8 protein-coding genes are annotated in these 17,541 nt (G+C 65.3%); 7 read left to right on the top strand and 1 reads right to left on the bottom strand.

Annotated elements, in window-relative coordinates:
- Positions 1-233: 233 nt before the first annotated feature.
- Positions 234-2,012, bottom strand: a complete 1,779-nt coding sequence (gene tssF, locus ACZ9A3_RS12305; RefSeq protein ID WP_476252683.1) for a type VI secretion system baseplate subunit TssF — start codon at positions 2,010-2,012, stop codon at positions 234-236.
- 553 nt (positions 2,013-2,565) lie between these two features.
- On the opposite strand from tssF, the gene ACZ9A3_RS12300 reads away from it, so the two are divergent.
- The 7 genes from ACZ9A3_RS12300 (at position 2,566) to ACZ9A3_RS12270 (ending at position 17,525) form a co-directional block, all read left to right on the top strand.
- The gene (locus tag ACZ9A3_RS12300) at positions 2,566-3,327 is read left to right on the top strand and encodes an efflux RND transporter periplasmic adaptor subunit (RefSeq protein WP_476252682.1); all 762 of its coding nucleotides are present in this window, start codon (positions 2,566-2,568) and stop codon (positions 3,325-3,327) included.
- Complete coding sequence (locus ACZ9A3_RS12295; protein WP_476252681.1) at positions 3,324-4,643, top strand: efflux RND transporter periplasmic adaptor subunit; 1,320 nt, start codon at positions 3,324-3,326, stop codon at positions 4,641-4,643. The genes ACZ9A3_RS12300 and ACZ9A3_RS12295 overlap by 4 nt, the downstream gene beginning before the upstream one ends.
- On the top strand, positions 4,640-6,739 hold the full coding sequence (locus ACZ9A3_RS12290) for an efflux RND transporter periplasmic adaptor subunit (RefSeq protein WP_476252680.1): 2,100 nt from the start codon (positions 4,640-4,642) through the stop codon (positions 6,737-6,739). The genes ACZ9A3_RS12295 and ACZ9A3_RS12290 overlap by 4 nt, the downstream gene beginning before the upstream one ends.
- Before the next feature lie 114 nt (positions 6,740-6,853).
- Positions 6,854-7,357 carry a GNAT family N-acetyltransferase gene (locus ACZ9A3_RS12285; RefSeq protein WP_195884376.1) on the top strand — a complete coding sequence of 168 codons (504 nt, stop codon included), beginning with the start codon at positions 6,854-6,856 and terminating at the stop codon, positions 7,355-7,357.
- A complete protein-coding gene (locus ACZ9A3_RS12280) occupies positions 7,354-7,683 on the top strand; it encodes a DUF6916 family protein (RefSeq protein ID WP_052676460.1) in 330 nt (109 codons plus the stop codon). Before ACZ9A3_RS12285 ends, ACZ9A3_RS12280 begins: the two co-directional genes overlap by 4 nt.
- 52 nt (positions 7,684-7,735) lie before the next feature.
- Positions 7,736-8,272 (top strand): phage tail protein, encoded by a 537-nt coding sequence (locus ACZ9A3_RS12275; protein ID WP_045194004.1) that lies wholly within the window; start codon positions 7,736-7,738, stop codon positions 8,270-8,272.
- 94 nt (positions 8,273-8,366) lie between these two features.
- Positions 8,367-17,525 (top strand): DUF4347 domain-containing protein, encoded by a 9,159-nt coding sequence (locus ACZ9A3_RS12270; protein WP_476252679.1) that lies wholly within the window; start codon positions 8,367-8,369, stop codon positions 17,523-17,525.
- The last annotated feature ends 16 nt before the right edge of the window (positions 17,526-17,541 follow it).

Below are 17,541 nucleotides of genomic sequence, written 5' to 3'. Positions count from 1 at the left end.
TTGTTCTTACAGAGGGGGGAGACAGTAAGAGGTAACTTACTGCCTTGTCTTTGTTGGGCTTCCTAAATGCTTGTGGGAAAAGTCACTTGTTGTTTTTGGGGTGTTTTTTGCAGACGTAGTAGTTTGCTCTGCTGATTACAGAGCGGTTTAAGTGCACGTTATTGAACGCAACTCAGCGCATCGCACGCGTAGTTTTTCCCGGCTCATACTCAGGTAGTGGCGGCCTGCCGGGTTCACATCACCGGCTGCTGGCCGGTGCGTGCGGGCCAGACGAAGCTGGTGTTGCGCACGCTGTTGATGATTTCCAGCTGGTGAAAGGAGTTGCTGCTGGCATACAGCGCCATGAAGTGCGAGAGCACGCTGCCAAACAGCTGCAGGTCGCCCTCATTGTCGAAGGCGCTGGGGTTGACCCTGAGCGTGGTGAGCATGCCGCGCACGGGCAGGCCCTTGATCAACCAGTCAGTCGGCGCCGTGCTGGCGTGTTCGATAGCGTTCAGGCGGCGCTGGGTGGCGCGCTTGTGCTGCAGGTCATAGGGCGCCACGAAGTCATAGACTTGCAGCACCGCCTTGAGCGCGTCGGCGCAGGACAGCGACAGGTCATTCAGGGCCAGGTTGGAAAGCAGTACCCACTGCACATCCCCGTGCAGGTCGTCATCTAGCGCCGGTGGGTAACAGCGGGTCGGGCGGGTCAGGTTGCGGTAGGTGGCAAACGAGGGCGTGGCCTGGGTGGTGAGGTTGATATCGCCGATGTCCAGTTGCAGGGGCAGGTTGCCATTGCAGCAGGTGAGGTCGATGTTCAGGGTCTGCTGCTCGCCCCGGTAAGGGCGTTGATCACCGTGCAGCAGGCGGATGACATGGCGCGCACGCTCTTTGATCAGGTCTTGTTCGAGCGTCACGCTGTAATAGTGTGCGCTACGCTCTTCAGCGCGTTCGACACGCCGGGGCAGTGCTTCGTAGGGCGCAAACTCCAGGCTTTGTTGATCCTGCGAGGTCTGCGTGTCCCGGCGTCGGGTAGCGACCTTGTCAACGCTGAAAATCTCATAGGCCTGCGCTCGCCGCCCGCTGGGTTGCACGGCTTCGCAGACGGCCTGCCCGTCAAGCGGGATGGGCCTGGCTGGGTGGTCGAAGAGGTTGATGGCCGGCGTGCAGTACAGTGAAAAGCTGTCGCGGTCGAGCTGGAAACCGTTGGGGAAGGGCGCGTCAAAACGCAGTTCCAGGCGGATATGCTCGGCTGCGGCGTCCGGCCAGTAGCGGCGCAGTTCGGTCAGGTTGAAGCCGTGAAAGCGCTGCGGGAAGTAAAAGTACTCCTGTATCAGGCGGTAGCCATCCAGGTGCTCGCCCGGGCTTGGCAGGAGTGCCTCGCCGGGTTCGAAACCGGCAAAGGTCAAGGTCGCGGGCGGGAGGGAATAGCGATGGTCGTTGATGTGCAAAACCACCTTGTGCAGGTGCTGTGACAGCCATTGGTAGAGCGTCAGGGCGTTGCTTGCAGCGCCTCCCAGATGAAAGCTCAACCGGTCGCAGTCGAGCTGGCGCAGCGGTTGCTCGGTCAGCGCGCCAAGGTCGATGCGGACGATGGATTTGTCGGCACTGTCGATGTGGCAGATCTCATCGATGACCAAGGGGTAGAGGGTCACGTCGGTACAGGTGCGAAAGGTACAGTTCACGCCGTCGACCGGCCTGGAGAACAGCGCGGTACCCTTGGGGATCAGCTGGCTTTCGCTCAGCGCATGATTGATCGGGTCGAAGCGCACCATGGTGACGCTGGGCAAGGGCCGAAGGAAATTGGGGTAGACCAGTTGCAGCAGCGGCTGGGTGATTTCCGGCAGGTGGTCGTCGATCTTCATCGCAAGCTTTGCAGTCAGGAATGCAAAGCCGTCCATCAATCGCTCGACGTCGGGGTCAGAGGCTTCGCTGCCGAGAAAGTGCGCCAGGCGCGGATCGTCTTCGGCAAATTCGTCGGCCAGTTCGCGCAGGCGCCGGCGTTCTTCCATATAGCGACTTTTTAATGACATGTGCGGCCCTGCGTGAACGTTTGCTTTCAACGTATTGGGGGAAGTTGTTTAATGTTTTTTATTGTTTGTAGGAAGCATCTTTAATGTTTGCTTTTCAAACTTCTGTGTATCGCTCGGTCTGGGTTTATTGTTTTCGCCAGAGGGGCTGAAGCGTCAATGCAAATGTTTTGACAAGATGTAAGTTCGTATTTTATGGAGTATGTATTCAGACGTGTTTGAGCGTGCTGCTGGTAGAGAACCGTGCGCAAAATCAGCATCGTTCTCATCGCTGACGAAGGCCAGCTCGCCGGGCCAAAAAAATATAGTGTTTACCCCCTCGCACCCGCTACCGCGCCTCGAAAAACACTGATAGCATCCTGCCACTTACCTTGATTGCAGTTCGCGCATTTCATCGCGCATGTTCCCCGCTACTACACTCGCCATGCCACCTGTGCCTGGCACGTAGGGCGGTGCCTGGGTTGCCAGCCAGCGGCTGCTGACCAACGGTAATCAGGTTCGCGCCGCTGCAACCGATACACAACGCATACAACCAATAATGAAAGGATGCAGCGAGATGAAGCACGGAGCCTGGTGCCTGGCGTTGATGATGGTCGCAAGCCTGGCGCAGGCGGCTGCCGACAGCGATCCGCTGCTCGAGGGCGCGACCTCGAGCGTCAGCGAAGTGCGCGGCGTGCTGCGCGCGCGCTCGCAGGCGGTGCTGGCCAGCGAGCTGGCCGGGCGGGTGGTGGACATGCCGTTCGCCGAAGGCCAGTCGTTCAGCAAGGGCGATGTATTGGTGCGTTTTGATTGCAGCGCTTACCAGGCCCAGCAGAATGCCGCCGGCGCTGCCGTGCGTGCGGCCCGTGAAGAGCTGCGCAACAAGCAGCAACTGGCGGCGCTCAATTCGGTCGGGCGCTTCGAAGTGACCCTGGCCGAAGCGCGCCAGGCGCAGGCCCAGGCCGAGGCGCAGGTTTATCAGGTGCAGGTGCAGCGCTGCCAGGTCAAGGCCCCGTTCGACGGCCAGGTGGTTGCCCGTAAGGTCCAGGCCCACGAAAGCGTGGCCAGCGGCGCGCCGTTGCTGGAAATCGTCGACAACCGTTCGCTGGAGGTGCACCTGCTGGTGCCTTCGCGCTGGCTGGGCAAGCTCAAGCCGGAACAGACCTTCAGCTTCGTCCCCGATGAAACCGGCGCGCCGCTGCAGGCGGTGGTCAAGCGCCTGGGCGCGCGCATCGATGAAGGCAGCCAGACCCTGCTGCTGATCGGCACGCTGCCGGCCGACAGCCACGGCCTGCTGGCCGGCATGAGCGGCACCGCGCACTTCGCCGGCCAGCCATGAACGCGCCAGTAGCCAATGGCATGGAGCAGCTGCTGGCGCATTACCTGCGCCTGGAGCATCAGGCCCGCGCCGCGACCACGGTCGAGGCGCTGGCCTTCAGCATGGTCAACGACCCCCAGCCGCTGTTCGCCTTTCGCCACGCGGCATTGCTGATTGCCGGCAAGGTGCGGGCGTTGACCGCGATCAGCGTGGTCGAGGCGAATGCGCCGTTCGTGGCTTTCATCGAGCATGCTGGCGCGCAGTTGGGTAAAAGCGCCCGCCTGGACACCAGCGGGCCGCTGAACCCGGACAGTTTCGATCAGGCCAGCCGCGATGACTGGCAGTCGTTGTCAGCTGCCCACGCCTTCTGGCTGCCGCTCAAGGACCGCCAGGGTGTGGTTTTTGGCGGTTTGTGGCTGGCCCGCGACAACCCTTGGGTCGAGGCCGAGCACAGCTTGCTCAAGCACCTGGGCGAGTGTTACAGCCATGCCTGGCTGGCCTTGCAGCCGGGCAAACCATGGCGCCTGCGCTGGCCGGCACGCAGCCGCTGGGCGATCGGCGCCGCAGCCCTGCTGGTGCTGCTGGTGCCGGTGCGCCAGTCGGTGTTGGCGCCGGCCGAAGTAGTGCCACGCAACGGCCAGGTGGTGGCCGCACCGCTGGATGGGGTGATCGCCGAGTTCCTGATCAAGCCCAACCAGGCGGTGCAGGCCGGGCAGGTGCTGGTGCGCTTCGACGCCACCAGCCTCAAGGCCCAGGCCGATGTTGCCGAGCGCACCCTCGGGGTCGCCGAGGCCGAGCTCAAGGCCAACACCCAGCGAGCCTTTTCCGATGCTGAATCCAGCGCCCGGCTTGACCTGCTGGCCGCCCGTGTCGAGCAGAAGCGCGCCGAGCGCGATTATGCCCGCGAGCTGCTGGCGCGCGCCGATGTGCGTGCCGAGCGTGCCGGTATTGCCGTGTTCGCCGACGCCCAGCGCCTGACCGGTAAGCCATTGCAGACCGGCGAGCGTCTGCTGGAAATCGCCGACCCGGCCCAGGCCGAGCTGCGCATCGAGCTGCCGGTGGCCGACGCCTTGAGCCTTGAGCCTGGCGCCGAAGTGGCGCTGTTTCTCGACAGCGACCCGTTGCACCGTCATGGCGCCGAGCTCGAACGCGCCGCCTACGAAGCGCAGAACACTCCGGCCGGGCAACTGGCTTATCGCCTGGACGCACGCTTTACCGACGCGCCGCCGCGCATCGGCCTGCGTGGCACCGCCAAGCTGTTTGGCCAGCGTGCACCGCTGGCGCTGTACCTGCTGCGCCGGCCGTTGGCGGCCCTGCGCCAGACGGTGGGCCTTTGATGCTGCCGGCACTGCGCCCGGACCTGCAACTGTCGCCCGCCGCGCCAGGGCTGGACGGCGCTGCGCAATGGACCCTGGCCGACCCGCTGCGCGGGCGCTATTTCAAGCTCGGCGCGCCCGCCATGCGCCTGTTGCGGCACTGGGCGCTGGGCGATCCGGCGCGGGTGCTGGCCGCAGCCAATCGCGAACCGGGCATGCCGCTGCCGGGCACGGCCATTGAGGAGCTGTTGCGCTTTTTGCGTGGCCATGACCTGGTCACCGCCAGTGATGACGAGCAACGGGCCAGCTACGCCGACAAGGCCGCCCGCCAGCGACAGGGGCTGTGGACCCAGTTGCTGCACAAGTACCTGTTCTTTCGTATTCCATTGTGGCGCCCGGATGCCTTTCTCAACCGTACCTGGCCGTGGCTGGCGCGGTTCGGCCCGAACCTGCTGCGCTACGGCCTGCCCACGGTACTGTGCCTGGGGCTGTTTCTGGTCATGCGCGACTGGCAGCGTTTTCTCGCAACCTTTCCCCACCTGTTGAGCCTCGGCGGTGCTGCAGCCTTTGCCATCGCCCTGGGCTTTGCCAAGTTGTGCCACGAATTCGGCCACGCCTACATGGCCAAACGCGCCGGCTGCCGGGTGCCGAGCATGGGCCTGGCGTTCATGGTGCTGTTGCCGATGCTCTACACCGATGTCAGCGATGCCTGGCGCGTGCAGGACCGCCGCACCCGCCTGTTGATCGGCGCCGGCGGGGTGCTCGCCGAGTTGCTGCTGGCCTGCCTGGCCCTGCTGGCCTGGTCGCTGTTGCCGGACGGGGCAGGGCGCACGGCGGCGTTCATGCTGGCCAGCGCCACCTGGATCACCACCCTGGCGATCAACCTCAATCCGTTGATGCGCTTTGACGGCTACTTTCTGCTCAGCGACCTGTGGGCGGTTGACAACCTCCAGGGCCGGGCCTTCGCCCTGTGCCGCTGGCGCTTGCGCGAGGCGCTGTTCGGTTATGGCGAGGCGGCGCCCGAGCCGTGGTCTGCGGCCATGCGCCGGCGCTTGTTGAGCTGGGGTTACGCCGCCTGGCTGTGGCGCGCAGTGCTGTTTTTCGGCATCGCCCTGGCGGTGTGTCACTTGTTTTTCAAGGCGCTGGGCATCTTTTTGATGCTGGTCGAGCTGACCTGGTTCATCGCCTTGCCGGTCTATAAGGAGGGCCAGCACTGGTGGCAGCAACGCCAGCGAGCGCAACCGCGCAAGGTGCTGGGCCTGGGCCTCGGCCTGCTGGCGGTGCTGCTGGTGCTGGTGTTGCCGTGGCGCAGCGATGTCGAGGTGCCGGCGCTGCTCGAAGCGTCGCGGGTCAGTGCCCTGCATGCACCGACCGCAGCGCGTATCCGCGAGGTGCATGTGCAGGACGGCCAGCGCGTGGCCCGCGATCAGTTGCTGGTGGTGCTGGAGTCACCGGACCTGGAATCGCGCCTGCAGATCGTACGGCGCGAAATCCAGATCCTGCAGCTGCAATTGCGTCGCCAGGCCGGGCGCAGTGAAACCGCCGCCGACAGCGGCATCCTCGAGCAGCGCCTGGCCGAGGCGGTGGCCGAATACCGCGGCCTGGCCGCCCAGCGCGAGCGCCTGAACCTGCGCGCGCCGCACGCCGGGGTGATACGCGACCTGGCCGTGGGCCTGGCACCGGGCCGCTGGATTGCCGCGCAGTTGCCGCTGGCTGCAGTGGTCGAGGAGGGCCTGCGCCTGCGTGGTTACCTGGCCGAAGCGGACTTGTGGCGGGTCGAGGCCGGCGCGCCCGGGCATTTTGTTGCCGATGATCCGCTGCGCGATTCGCTGCGGGTCAGCCTCAGCGATATCGACACCACCGGGGTCAGCGCCATCGATCAGGAGGCGCTGGTTTCCGAGCACCAGGGCCCCATCGCCATCCGCCGCGACGAGAACCGCCGGGCGCAGCCGCTGCAGGGGCAATACGGCGTACGCTTTGCCCTCGAAAACAGCCCGCCTGGGGGCCTGCAACGCCCGGTTCGCGGGCTGGTGGTGCTCGAAGGCAAGGGTCAATCGTTGCTGGCATCGGCATGGCGACGAATGGCTGCGCTGGGGGTAAGAGAAAGCGGATTTTGATAGTGCGATTGTCAGACAATTAGAATAAAATGCCATCACAATGATCTCACGCCAGGCGTGGGGCATTGGGGCGGACGGATCAATGCTCAGCATCTCGCAGGGACGCTACACACGATGAACCCACTCGGTTTGAGTTTCCGCCCCATCGGCCAAGGCGACCTGCCTTTCCTTGAGCATTTGTACGCCACCACCCGCGCCGGCGAAATGCGCCACAGCGGCTGGTCGGCCGAGCAGATTGCGCAGTTTCTGCGCCAGCAATTCAATGCCCAGCACCAGTATTACCAGGCCCATTACCCGGACGGTGAGTTCCTCCTGGTCGAACGCCAGGGCCAGGCCATCGGCCGCCTGTACCTGTTCTGGGGGCAGACTGCACTCAACCTCATCGATATCGCCTTGTTGCCCGCCTGCATTGGCCACGGCACTGGCAGCGCCATTCTCGACGACTTGCTGCGCCGCGCCGACCAGCGCGGGCTGGCCTGCGAGCTGTGTGTCGAGCACTACAATCCGGCGCAACGGCTGTATGCAAGGCTTGGTTTTATCCCGGTCGGCGAGTCGGGCGTCTACCGCCGCCTGCGGCGTGAGCCGGTGCCTGGCTGCCTGATGGCGCAGGCCTCATGAGCGCCGCCGGCCAGTTCCCCATGCCCACCTTCGCCGAGCTGCAAGCGGCCGACCGCCATGCCTTTGCGCTCTGGCTGGGGCCGGAGCAGCGCGTAGCCGTCGAACGCGTGCAACTGAGTGAGGGCGTGGCCATGAGCGCCCGCCACGAATGCTTCCTGGTGTTTTTCGCCTTGCCCGCCGGCCTGCTGCCGCAGCAGGGCGTGTACCGCGTTATCGGTCCGCAGCAGCAGGAATGGTTGCTGCTGATGACCCCGGTGCAGCCCGAGCCCGATGGCCGCCATGTGCTGCAGGCGGTGCTGCACCGTGAGCGGGAGCCGCAGGCCTGAGCGCCCTGAACTGATCTGTTCACACCCACAACCCAAAAACAGGTAATGCCAGATGAGTGATCCCTTCCTCGGTGAGATCAAGATGTTCGGTGGCAACTTTGCGCCCCGTGGTTATGCAATGTGCAGTGGGCAATTGATGGCGATATCGCAAAACGCCGCGCTGTTTTCGATCCTAGGCACGATCTATGGCGGCGACGGCCGGGTCACCTTCGGCTTGCCCGACCTGCGCGGCCGCTCGCCCGTCGGTTGGGGCCAGGGCCCGGGCCTGGGTGAAGTCGATCTCGGTGAAACGGGAGGTAGCCAGAACACTACGCTGACCGTGCAGCAAATGCCGATGCACAGCCATCCGCTAATGGTCTCGACGGAAGCTGCCGGCGCCGACAAGGGCACGGCAAGCCTGGTGCTGGCGCAGAGCGGCGATGCCAACCTGGGCACGGTCAACATCTATGGCAACCCCACGGCGCTGACCAACCTGGCAGCGCAAAGCTGTGGCGTTGCCGGTGGCAATCAGCCCTTCAACAACCTCAGCCCGTACCTGGGCCTGAGCATGATCATCGCCACCGAAGGCATCTTCCCTTCGCGCGGTTGATGAACCGGCGCGGTGGCGCGTGATGCGCGCCACCGCTGCCATAGCCGTTCCATAGCAGTTTTAGGGCAACAATCCGTACAGCCTGAGGTGCAACATGAAGTTCATCGACCGATTCAAACGCCAGGGCCGGCCAGTGCCCACCCCTGCCGGTCAGGCACCGCTGTTGTTTGCCCTGGAACCGCGGATCATGTTCGACGCCTCGGTTGCGGTGGTTGCCCAGGAGGCAACTGCCGAGGCCGCCAAGGACACCGGCAAAGACAGCGCAAGCGATACCGCGCAGGCCGACAGGGCCGCGCTGGCCACTGCCGATACGCGTGGCGCCAGTGCCAGCGAACGCCATGAAGTGGTGTTTGTCGATGGCCAGATCAGCAACCCGCAGGAAGCCCTCAAGGGCCTGCCGGCGGGCAGTGAAGTGGTGGTGCTCGACCCGGGCAAGGACGGCCTGCAGCAAATGGCCGACTACCTCAAGGGCCGCAGCGACCTGGATGCCATCCATGTATTTTCCCACGGTGCGTCGGGTACCGTGCAGTTGGGCAATGTCTGGCTGAGCAGCAGCAACCTTGCCGATCACGGCGAGGCGCTGCAGTCCATCGGCCAGTCGCTCAAGGCCGACGGCGACCTGATGCTGTATGGCTGCCAGGTCGGCAAGGACGATGCTGGCCAGGCCTTTGTCAGCCAGCTGGCAAGCCTGACCGGTGCCGACATCGGCGCCTCCAGCGACGACACCGGTAGCGGTGCGCTGGGCGGCAACTGGACCCTGGAGCGCAGCAGCGGCCCGCTGGCAACCACGGCCCTGGCGCTCAACGATTACCAGGGGCTGCTGGCCACCTCCTGGAGTACCGGCAGCGCGCCGCTGAGCGGCACCACCATCGCCGCCGGCAGCCGGGTGGTGGTGGGCGATTTCGACAACGACGGCGACGCCGACATCCTCTACCAGACCGGGGGCAATGGTACGCTCTGGGCATTCGCGCGCAGCAACGGCAACGGCAGCTTCACCCTGCAAAGCCTGGCGCAGTCGCCCTTTGCCGGGTTGTCGCTGCCGGACCATACCGGCTCCAACTACCACGTTGCCGACTTCGATGGCGACGGCGACCTCGATGTGCTGGCCGGGGTCAACGGCACTACCGGCACCTACCTGCGCAACGACGGCGGCAGTTTCAGCAGCCAGTCGACGGCAAGCTTCCCGGCGCCAGCGGCCGGCTCACGGATGCTCGCCGCTGACTTCGACAACGACGGCGACGCCGACCTGCTGTACCAGACCGGCGCCAACGGCACCGGCTTCGCCTATGCGCGCAGCAACGGCAACGGCACCTTTACCTTGTTGACCCTGGCGCAATCACCCTTTGCCGGGTTGACGCTGCCGGACCACAACGGCAGCAACTACTACGCCGCCGACATCGACGGCGACGGTGACATCGACGTACTGGCCGGCAGTAACGCCACCACCGGGGTCTACCTGCGCAATGACGGCGCCTCCTTCAGCAGCCAGTCAACCGCCTCGTTCCCGGCCCCGGCAGCGTTCGGCCGCATGGTGCTGGCCGACTTCGACAGCGATGGCGACGCCGACATCCTCTACCAGACTGGCGGCAACGGCACAGCCTTCGCCTATGCGCGCAGCAACGGCGACGGCACCTTCACCCTGCAGACCCTGGCCCAGTCGCCGCTGGCCGGCCTGAGCCTGGTCGATCATACCGGCACCACCTATCGCGCCGCCGACTTCGACGGCGACGGCGATATCGACCTGTATGGTGGGTTCAACGGCACCGCCGGCAACCTGTATGTACAGAACGACCGCCCACCGATCGTGGTCAGCTCGACGCCCAGCGACAACGCCAGCAACGTCGACACCAACGCCAACATCGTGCTGACCTTCAACGAAGCGGTGAGCAAGGGTAGCAGCGGCAACATCTACATCGTGCGCACCTTCGACAATGTCGTGGTCCAGACCATCGCCATTGGCAGTGCGCAGATCAGCGGCTCCGGCACCACCTGGACCATCGCCCTGCCGGTCCCCCTGGCACTGGGCACCGGCTATGCCATCCGCCTGGACGCCAAGACCTTCGTCGATGGCGATGGCGCGATTTTCAAGGGGGTGAAGAACAACACCACGCTGAACTTCACCACCAAGTCCAATGACCCGCCGGTGCTGAGCAACCTCAATGGCGACAGCAACACCTTTATCGAGGGTGGGGCGCCGGTGCTGCTCGATGCCGGCGGCAATGCGCTGCTCACCGACCTGGACTCGGCGGACTTCAACGGCGGCAACGTCACCGTGGCGATCACCGCCAACCGGGTCAGCGGCGAAGACCTGCTGGGGATCTTCAACCAGGGCAGCGGGGCCGGGCAGATCGGTGTCTCGGGCAGCAACGTGACTTATGCCGGGGTGATCATCGGCAGCTTTGCCGGCGGCAGCGCCAGCAGCAACCTGGTGATCTCGCTCAACAGCAACGCGACCGCCGCTGCGGTGCAGGCGCTGGTGCGCAACCTGACCTACAGCAACAGCAACAATGGCGATATCTCAACCGCGGCGCGTACGGTGCAGGTCAGCATCAACGATGGCGACAGCGCCAGCGACGCCAGCGCCCTGGTCAGCGTCAATGTCAGCGCGGTCAACGATGCACCGACGGTAACCGCCAGCGGCGGCACCCCGACCTTCACCGAAGGTGGCGCGCCGGTCGACCTGTTCAGCGCGGTGGTGGTGTCTACCGTCGAGGCCGGGCAGGGCATCAAGCAGCTGACCTTCACCGTCAGCAATGTCAGTGATCCCGGCAACGAGCGCCTGACCCTCGACGGCAGCAACATCGACCTGGTCAACGGCGCCTCGGGCACCACGGCCATCAACGGCTTCAGCTATTCGGTGACGCTCAGCGGCGCGACCGCGACGGTGACCCTGACCAAGGCCGCCGGCATCAGCAGCGGCCTGACCCAGACGCTGATCGATGGCGTGCAATACAGCAACCTCAGCCATGCGCCGACAATCGGCACCCGGGTCATCACCTTGAGCGGCGTGGCTGACACCGGCGGCACCGGCAATGGCGGTGCCGACAGCACTTCGCTGGCCATCAGCGCAACGGTCACGGTGCAGGCCAGCAACGATGCGCCCAGCCTCTCGGGCGGGCCGTTCGTGCTGCCGGGCACCGATGAAGACAGCAGCTCCAGCGGCCAGCTGATTGCAAGCATTCTTGCCGGGCTGAGCCATGGCGATGTCGACGGCGCCGGTTCGCTGAGCGGCGTCGCCGTGATCGGCAGCAGCGGTAATGGCTTCTGGCAGTACTCCAGCGACGGATTCAGTTGGGCCGACATCGGCGCGGTCTCCAGCAGCGCCGGCCTGCTGCTGTCGAGCACCACGCAAGTGCGTTTCGTCCCCGATGGCGCCAATGCCGGTAGCGCCAGCCTGACCTTGCGGGCCTGGGACCAGACCAGCGGCACGGCCTCCAGCAACTCAGTACGCCGCACTGGCGACACCACCACTAACGGCGGCAGCAGCAGCTTCTCGGTCGGCACCGCGCAGGCGCAGATCACAATCAGCGCGGTCAACGACGCGCCGCTGCTGACCCCGACTGCACCGGTGCTCATCGGCATCACTGATGGCCAGCTGAACAACCCCGGGCAAACCGTTGCCAGCTTCCTCAGTGGCGTAACCGATGTCGACACCGGCGCCTTTGTCGGTATCGCCATCACCGGCCTGAACAGCGGCACCGGCACCTGGCAGTACAGCACCGATGGCAGCACCTGGAGCGATATCGGCGCCGTGGCCGGCAACAGTGCCTTGCTGCTGCGCGGTAGCGACAAGCTGCGCCTGGTGCCCGACGGCGCCAACGCCATGGTGGCAACCCTGACCTACAAGGCCTGGGACCAGACTGGCGCCTCGGCAGGGCAGCAGGGCAGCAAGGTCGACACCACGGCCAGCGGCGCCAGCACGGCGTTTTCCATCGCCAGCGACACTGCCAGCATCACCGTCACGGCGGTCAATGACGCGCCGAACCTGAGCACCAGCGCTGGCAGCGCGCACTTCGTCGAGGGCAACAACGGCCCCTCGACCCCGGTAGTCATCGACAGCGGCCTGACCCTGAGCGATTCCGACAACAGCACCCTGGCCAGCGCCAGGGTCAGCATTATCGGTAATTTCCAGGGCGGTTTCGACGTGCTGGCATTTACCAACAACCCGGCAACCATGGGCAACATCAGCGCCAGCTACGACGTTTCCACCGGCGTGCTGACCCTGACCTCCGCAGGCGCCGCTGCCACCCTTGCGCAGTGGCAGGCGGCATTGGCCTCGGTGACCTTCAGCAACCAGAGCGAATCGCCCAGCACGGCTACCCGGACCCTGAGTTTCGTGGTCAACGACGGCACCCTGGACAGCCCGGCCGCGACGCGCACCTTGACCGTGGCGACAGTAGACGACACGCCGGTGATCGCCACCAGCGGCGGCAGCGAAACCTACTTCGAGAACGCAGGGCCCGTGGCAATCGACAGCGGGCTGACGCTCAGCGACATCGACAGCAACACCCTGGCCAGCGCTACCATCAGCATCACCGGCAACTTCCGCGCCGGCCAGGATGTACTGGAGTTCAGCTCCGGTTCGCCGATTACGGGCAACATCAACGCCAGTTACAACGCCGCGACCGGCGTCCTGACCCTGACGTCGGCGGGGGCCACCGCGACCCTTTGGCAGTGGCAGGTCGCCCTGCAATCGGTGGGCTATCGCAACGTTTCCGACAACCCCGACACCTCGACGCGCACCGTCTCGTTCTCGGTCAATGACGGCAACAGCGACAGCGCCGTCGCCAGCAAGGCCGTCAACATCCAGGCCGTCAACGACGCCGGGATCCTCAGCGTACCGAGCAGCCTGAACTTCAATGAAGATGCTTCTGGCACGGTGTCGGGCATTTCCATCAGCGATGCCGATGCCGGCAGCGGGCAGGTCACCCTGACCCTGAGCGTGGCGCTGGGCCAACTGCACGCCAACAGTGGCGCCGGCGTCACGGTCAACACGCTGGGCAGCGGTCTGATACTGGTCGGCTCGGTATCGGACATCAACGCCTTTATCGCCGCCAACGGGGTCTCCTACATCGGCGCCGCCAACGGCAACGGCAACGTCAACCTGACGGTGACCTACAACGATGGCGGCAACACGGGCAGCGGCGGGGCGCAGCTCACTCAGCGGGTGGTGACACTGGCCATTGGTGCGGTCAACGATGCGCCGGTCAACCAGGTACCGAGTAGCCAGAACGTCCTTCAGGACGGCTCGCTGACCTTCAACAACGGCAACGGCAACCTGATCAGCATCAGCGATGTTGACGCCGGCAGCGCCGCCTTGCAGGTGACCTTGACCGCCAGCAATGGCCTGCTGACGCTGTCGAGCCTCAGCGGCCTGGTGTTTACCGTCGGCAGCGGCACGGGCGATGCGAGCATGACCTTCACCGGCTCGCAAAGCGATATCAATGCCGCGCTCAACGGCCTGGTGTTCTCCCCGGTGGCCGGCTACCACGGTTCGGCCAGCCTGCAGATCACCACCAGCGACCTGGGCGGCAGCGGCAGCGGCGGGGCGCAGACCGACACCGACACCGTTAGCATCAACGTCGCCTCGTTGAACCCGCGGGTTACCGATGTCTCGGCGCAGAGCGCCAATGGCAGCTACAAGACCGGCGACAGCATTACCCTGACCCTGACCTTCGACCAGATGGTCAGCGTCGACACCACTGGCGGCATCCCGGCCTTGCTGCTGGAAACCGGCCTTATCGATCGCTATGCCACCTATGTGGCCGGCTCGGGCACTAACACCCTGACGTTCCAGTACACCGTGCAGGCCGGTGATACCAGCGCCGACCTCGACTACGCCGGCAGCGCCGCCCTGGCCCTCAATGGTGCAGTGATTCGCAACGCCACCTTCGACAATGCCGTTTTGACATTGCCAACGCCGGGCTCCGCCCATTCGCTGGGGGCCAACCACAACCTGGTCATCGACGGCATCGCGCCGCAGGTTACCAGTGTCAGCGTGCCGGCCAATGGCACCTACGTCGCCGGCCAGCAGCTGGACTTCACCGTCAACCTCAGCGAGGCAGTGACGGTGACCGGTACACCGCGCCTGCAGATCACCCTGGACACTGGCGGCACCGTGTTCGCCGATTACCTTTCCGGCTCCGGGACCGGCGCGCTGGTATTCCGCCTGACGGTCAGCAGCGGTCAGCTCGATAGCAACGGCATCACCCTTGGCAGCAACCTGGTGCTCAACGGCGGATCGGTTCGCGACCAGGCGGGCAATCTGGCAGGCGCGACACTCAACAACGTCGGCAGCACCACGGGCGTCAATGTCGATGCCGTGGCGCCGGTTATCGGCAGCGTCGCGGTACCGGCTGCGGGCAGCTACAAGGCCGGCGACGTGCTGAGCTTCACCGTCAACGCCAGCGAAGCGCTGATCGTCGATACCTCCACCGGTACGCCGCGCCTGCAACTGACCATTGGCGGGCTGAGCCGCTATGCCAGCTATGTGTCCGGCTCCGGTAGCGGCCAGTTGCTGTTCCAGTACAGTGTCGATGCCGGCGTCAACGATGCCGACGGCATTCAGCTCGGCAGCACCCTGGACCTCAACGGTGGTACGCTGCGCGACGCCGCCGGCAACGGCCTGGTGCTGGCCCTCAATGGCCTGGGCAGTACCGCCGGCGTGCTGGTCGATACCCTGGCACCCAGCGCTGGAGCGCTGCTGGCCATCGATGCCAGCCCGAGCAATGCCGGCAGCGTGCGCTACAACTTGACCTTCAGCGAAGCGGTCAGCGGTGTCGATGCCAGCGACTTCAGCCTGGTGTTCAGTGGCACGGCCAACGGCAGCATCAGCAGCGTCACCTCGCTGGACGGGCGCACCTACAGCGTACTGGTGTCCGGCCTGAGCGGCGTTGGCAGCCTGCGCCTGGACCTCAACAGCAGCGCCACCGGCATCAGCGACGCGGCCGGCAACAGCCTGAGCAATGGGCAGAGCGGCGCCAGCTACCAGATCGACCGGGTGGCACCGACGGTCAACAGCGTTACGGTGCCGGCCAACGGCAACTATGTCGCTGGCCAGCACCTGGACTTTACCGTCAACCTCAGCGAGGCGGTGATGGTCACCGGTACACCGCGCCTGCAAATCACCCTCGACACTGGCGGCACAGTGTTTGCTGATTATCTGTCCGGCTCTGGCACTGGCGCGCTGGTGTTCCGCCTGACGGTCAGCAACGGCCAGCTCGACAGCACCGGCATCAGCCTGGGCAGCGGCCTGGTGCTCAATGGCGGTGCACTGCGCGACAGCGTTGGCAATGACGCGCTGATCAGCCTCAACAACGTCGCCAGCACCAGTGGCGTACTGGTCGACGCTGTGCTGCCGACGGTGGCCAGCGTGTCGGTACCGGCAGCAGGCAGCTACAACGCTGGCGACGTGCTGAGCTTCACGGTCAACGCCAGTGAAGCGCTGATCGTCGATACCTCTGCCGGCACGCCGCGCCTGCAGCTGACTATTGGCGGGCTGACCCGCTATGCCAGCTATGTGTCCGGCTCTGGTAGCGGCCAGTTGGTGTTCCAGTACAGCGTGCAAGCCGGTAACAACGATGCCGATGGCATCCAGGTCGGCAGCACCCTGGATCTGAACGGTGGCACAGTGCGCGATGCGGCAGGCAACCCCCTTAACCTGGGCCTGAACGGGCTCGCCAGCACCACAGGGGTGCGTATCGATACCGCAGCGCCACAAGTGGCGGATATCGTTCGCGTCGATGTCAGCCCGAGCAACAGCGGTTCGCTGCGCTACACCGTGAGCTTCGACGAGAGCGTCAGCGGCGTTGACCTGGCCGACTTCAGCCTGGCGTTCAGCGCCAGCGCCAGCGGGCGGATCAGCAGCGTGACGCAGCTTGACGGGCGCACCTACAGCGTCCTGGTCGACAACCTCAGCGGTGTCGGCACCCTGCGCCTGGACCTGAATCCGACCGGCACCGGCATCACCGATGCGGCCGGCAACGCCCTTGCAGGGGGCCTGCAAGGCAGCAGCTACAGTATCGACCGCGTGGCGCCAAGCGTGACTGCGGTGGCGGTGCCGGCGGCGGGCAGTTATGTCGCCGGGCAGGGGCTGGAGTTCAGCGTGCAGCTGGACGAAGCGGTGCTGGTCGATACCGCCGATGGCGCGCCGCGCCTGGCGGTCACCCTGGACAATGGCCGGGTGGTGTATGCCGATTACGTTTCCGGCTCCGGCAGCAACACCCTGGTGTTCCGCCTGACCATCAGCCCGGGCCTGCAGGCCAGCAATGGCCTGAGCGTGGCGCCGAGCCTGGACCTTAATGGCAGCACCGTGCGTGATGCACGCGGCAACGATGCCGGCACCGGCCTGAGCAACGTCGCCAGCACCGCCGGCATCCTCGTCGATGCCCGGGCACCGCGGCCTGCCGAGATCGCCGTGCAAACTCCGGCAACGCCCGGCGAGCGGACGCTGAGCTACACCTTGAGCTTTGACGAGGCGGTCAGCGGCGTCGATGCCGCTGACTTCAGCGTGCTGTCCAGCGGCAGCGCCACGGGGGTGGTGCAGTCGGTGCAGCAACTGGATGCGCGTACCTACCGGGTAACCCTGGGCAGTATCAGCGGCCAGGGCGGCCTGGGGCTGAGCCTCAACGCGCTGAACAGCGGCATCCGCGACGGCGCCGGCAATGCCCTGGCGGTGTCGATGAGCAGCCCGCTGTATCAATTGCCGAACCAGGATGTCGGCGATCTCGAATTCCGGGTCAATCCGCCCGTCAGCAACCCGGCGGTGAGCGTACCGCTGCTGCAGCCACAAGTTCCGCAGTTGCCGTCGGTTGCCAGCACGTCGCCGATGCTGCCCGCGCCGCTGTTCGAGGAGCGCACGCTGGGCAGTGGCATCGACACCCTGGGCAGCATTTTCATTCACAACGGTCTCAGCGCGCCGAGCTTCATCGCCCAGGTATTTGCCAGCAGCGATGGCAGCGGCGACGGATCGGGGCAGGGCTTTCTCGGTTTTGGCGGCGGTGATGGGGGCGTGTTCGGCACCAGTACCTTTGCCGCCCTGTTTGCCCGCGAGGCGGCGCCGGAGGGCGAGTCGATGCGGGTTTTCGACGGCAAGCAGTGGCGCACCACCGACCCTGCCCAAGGCTTGCGCGCAGTGTTTGGCGCCGCCTCGCTGGAGCAGCAGTTGCAGGACATCAAGGACGCCGAACAGCGTCCCGTACGCGAATTGGCCATGGCTCTGGCACAGCCGACACAGATCGGCAACCGGACCTGAAACGCCAGCACTTATT

Source organism: Pseudomonas sp. TE4620 (assembly GCF_056279045.1).
The sequence above is the reverse complement of the archived record's forward strand: the minus strand, read 5'-3'. Positions and strand labels throughout refer to the sequence as shown.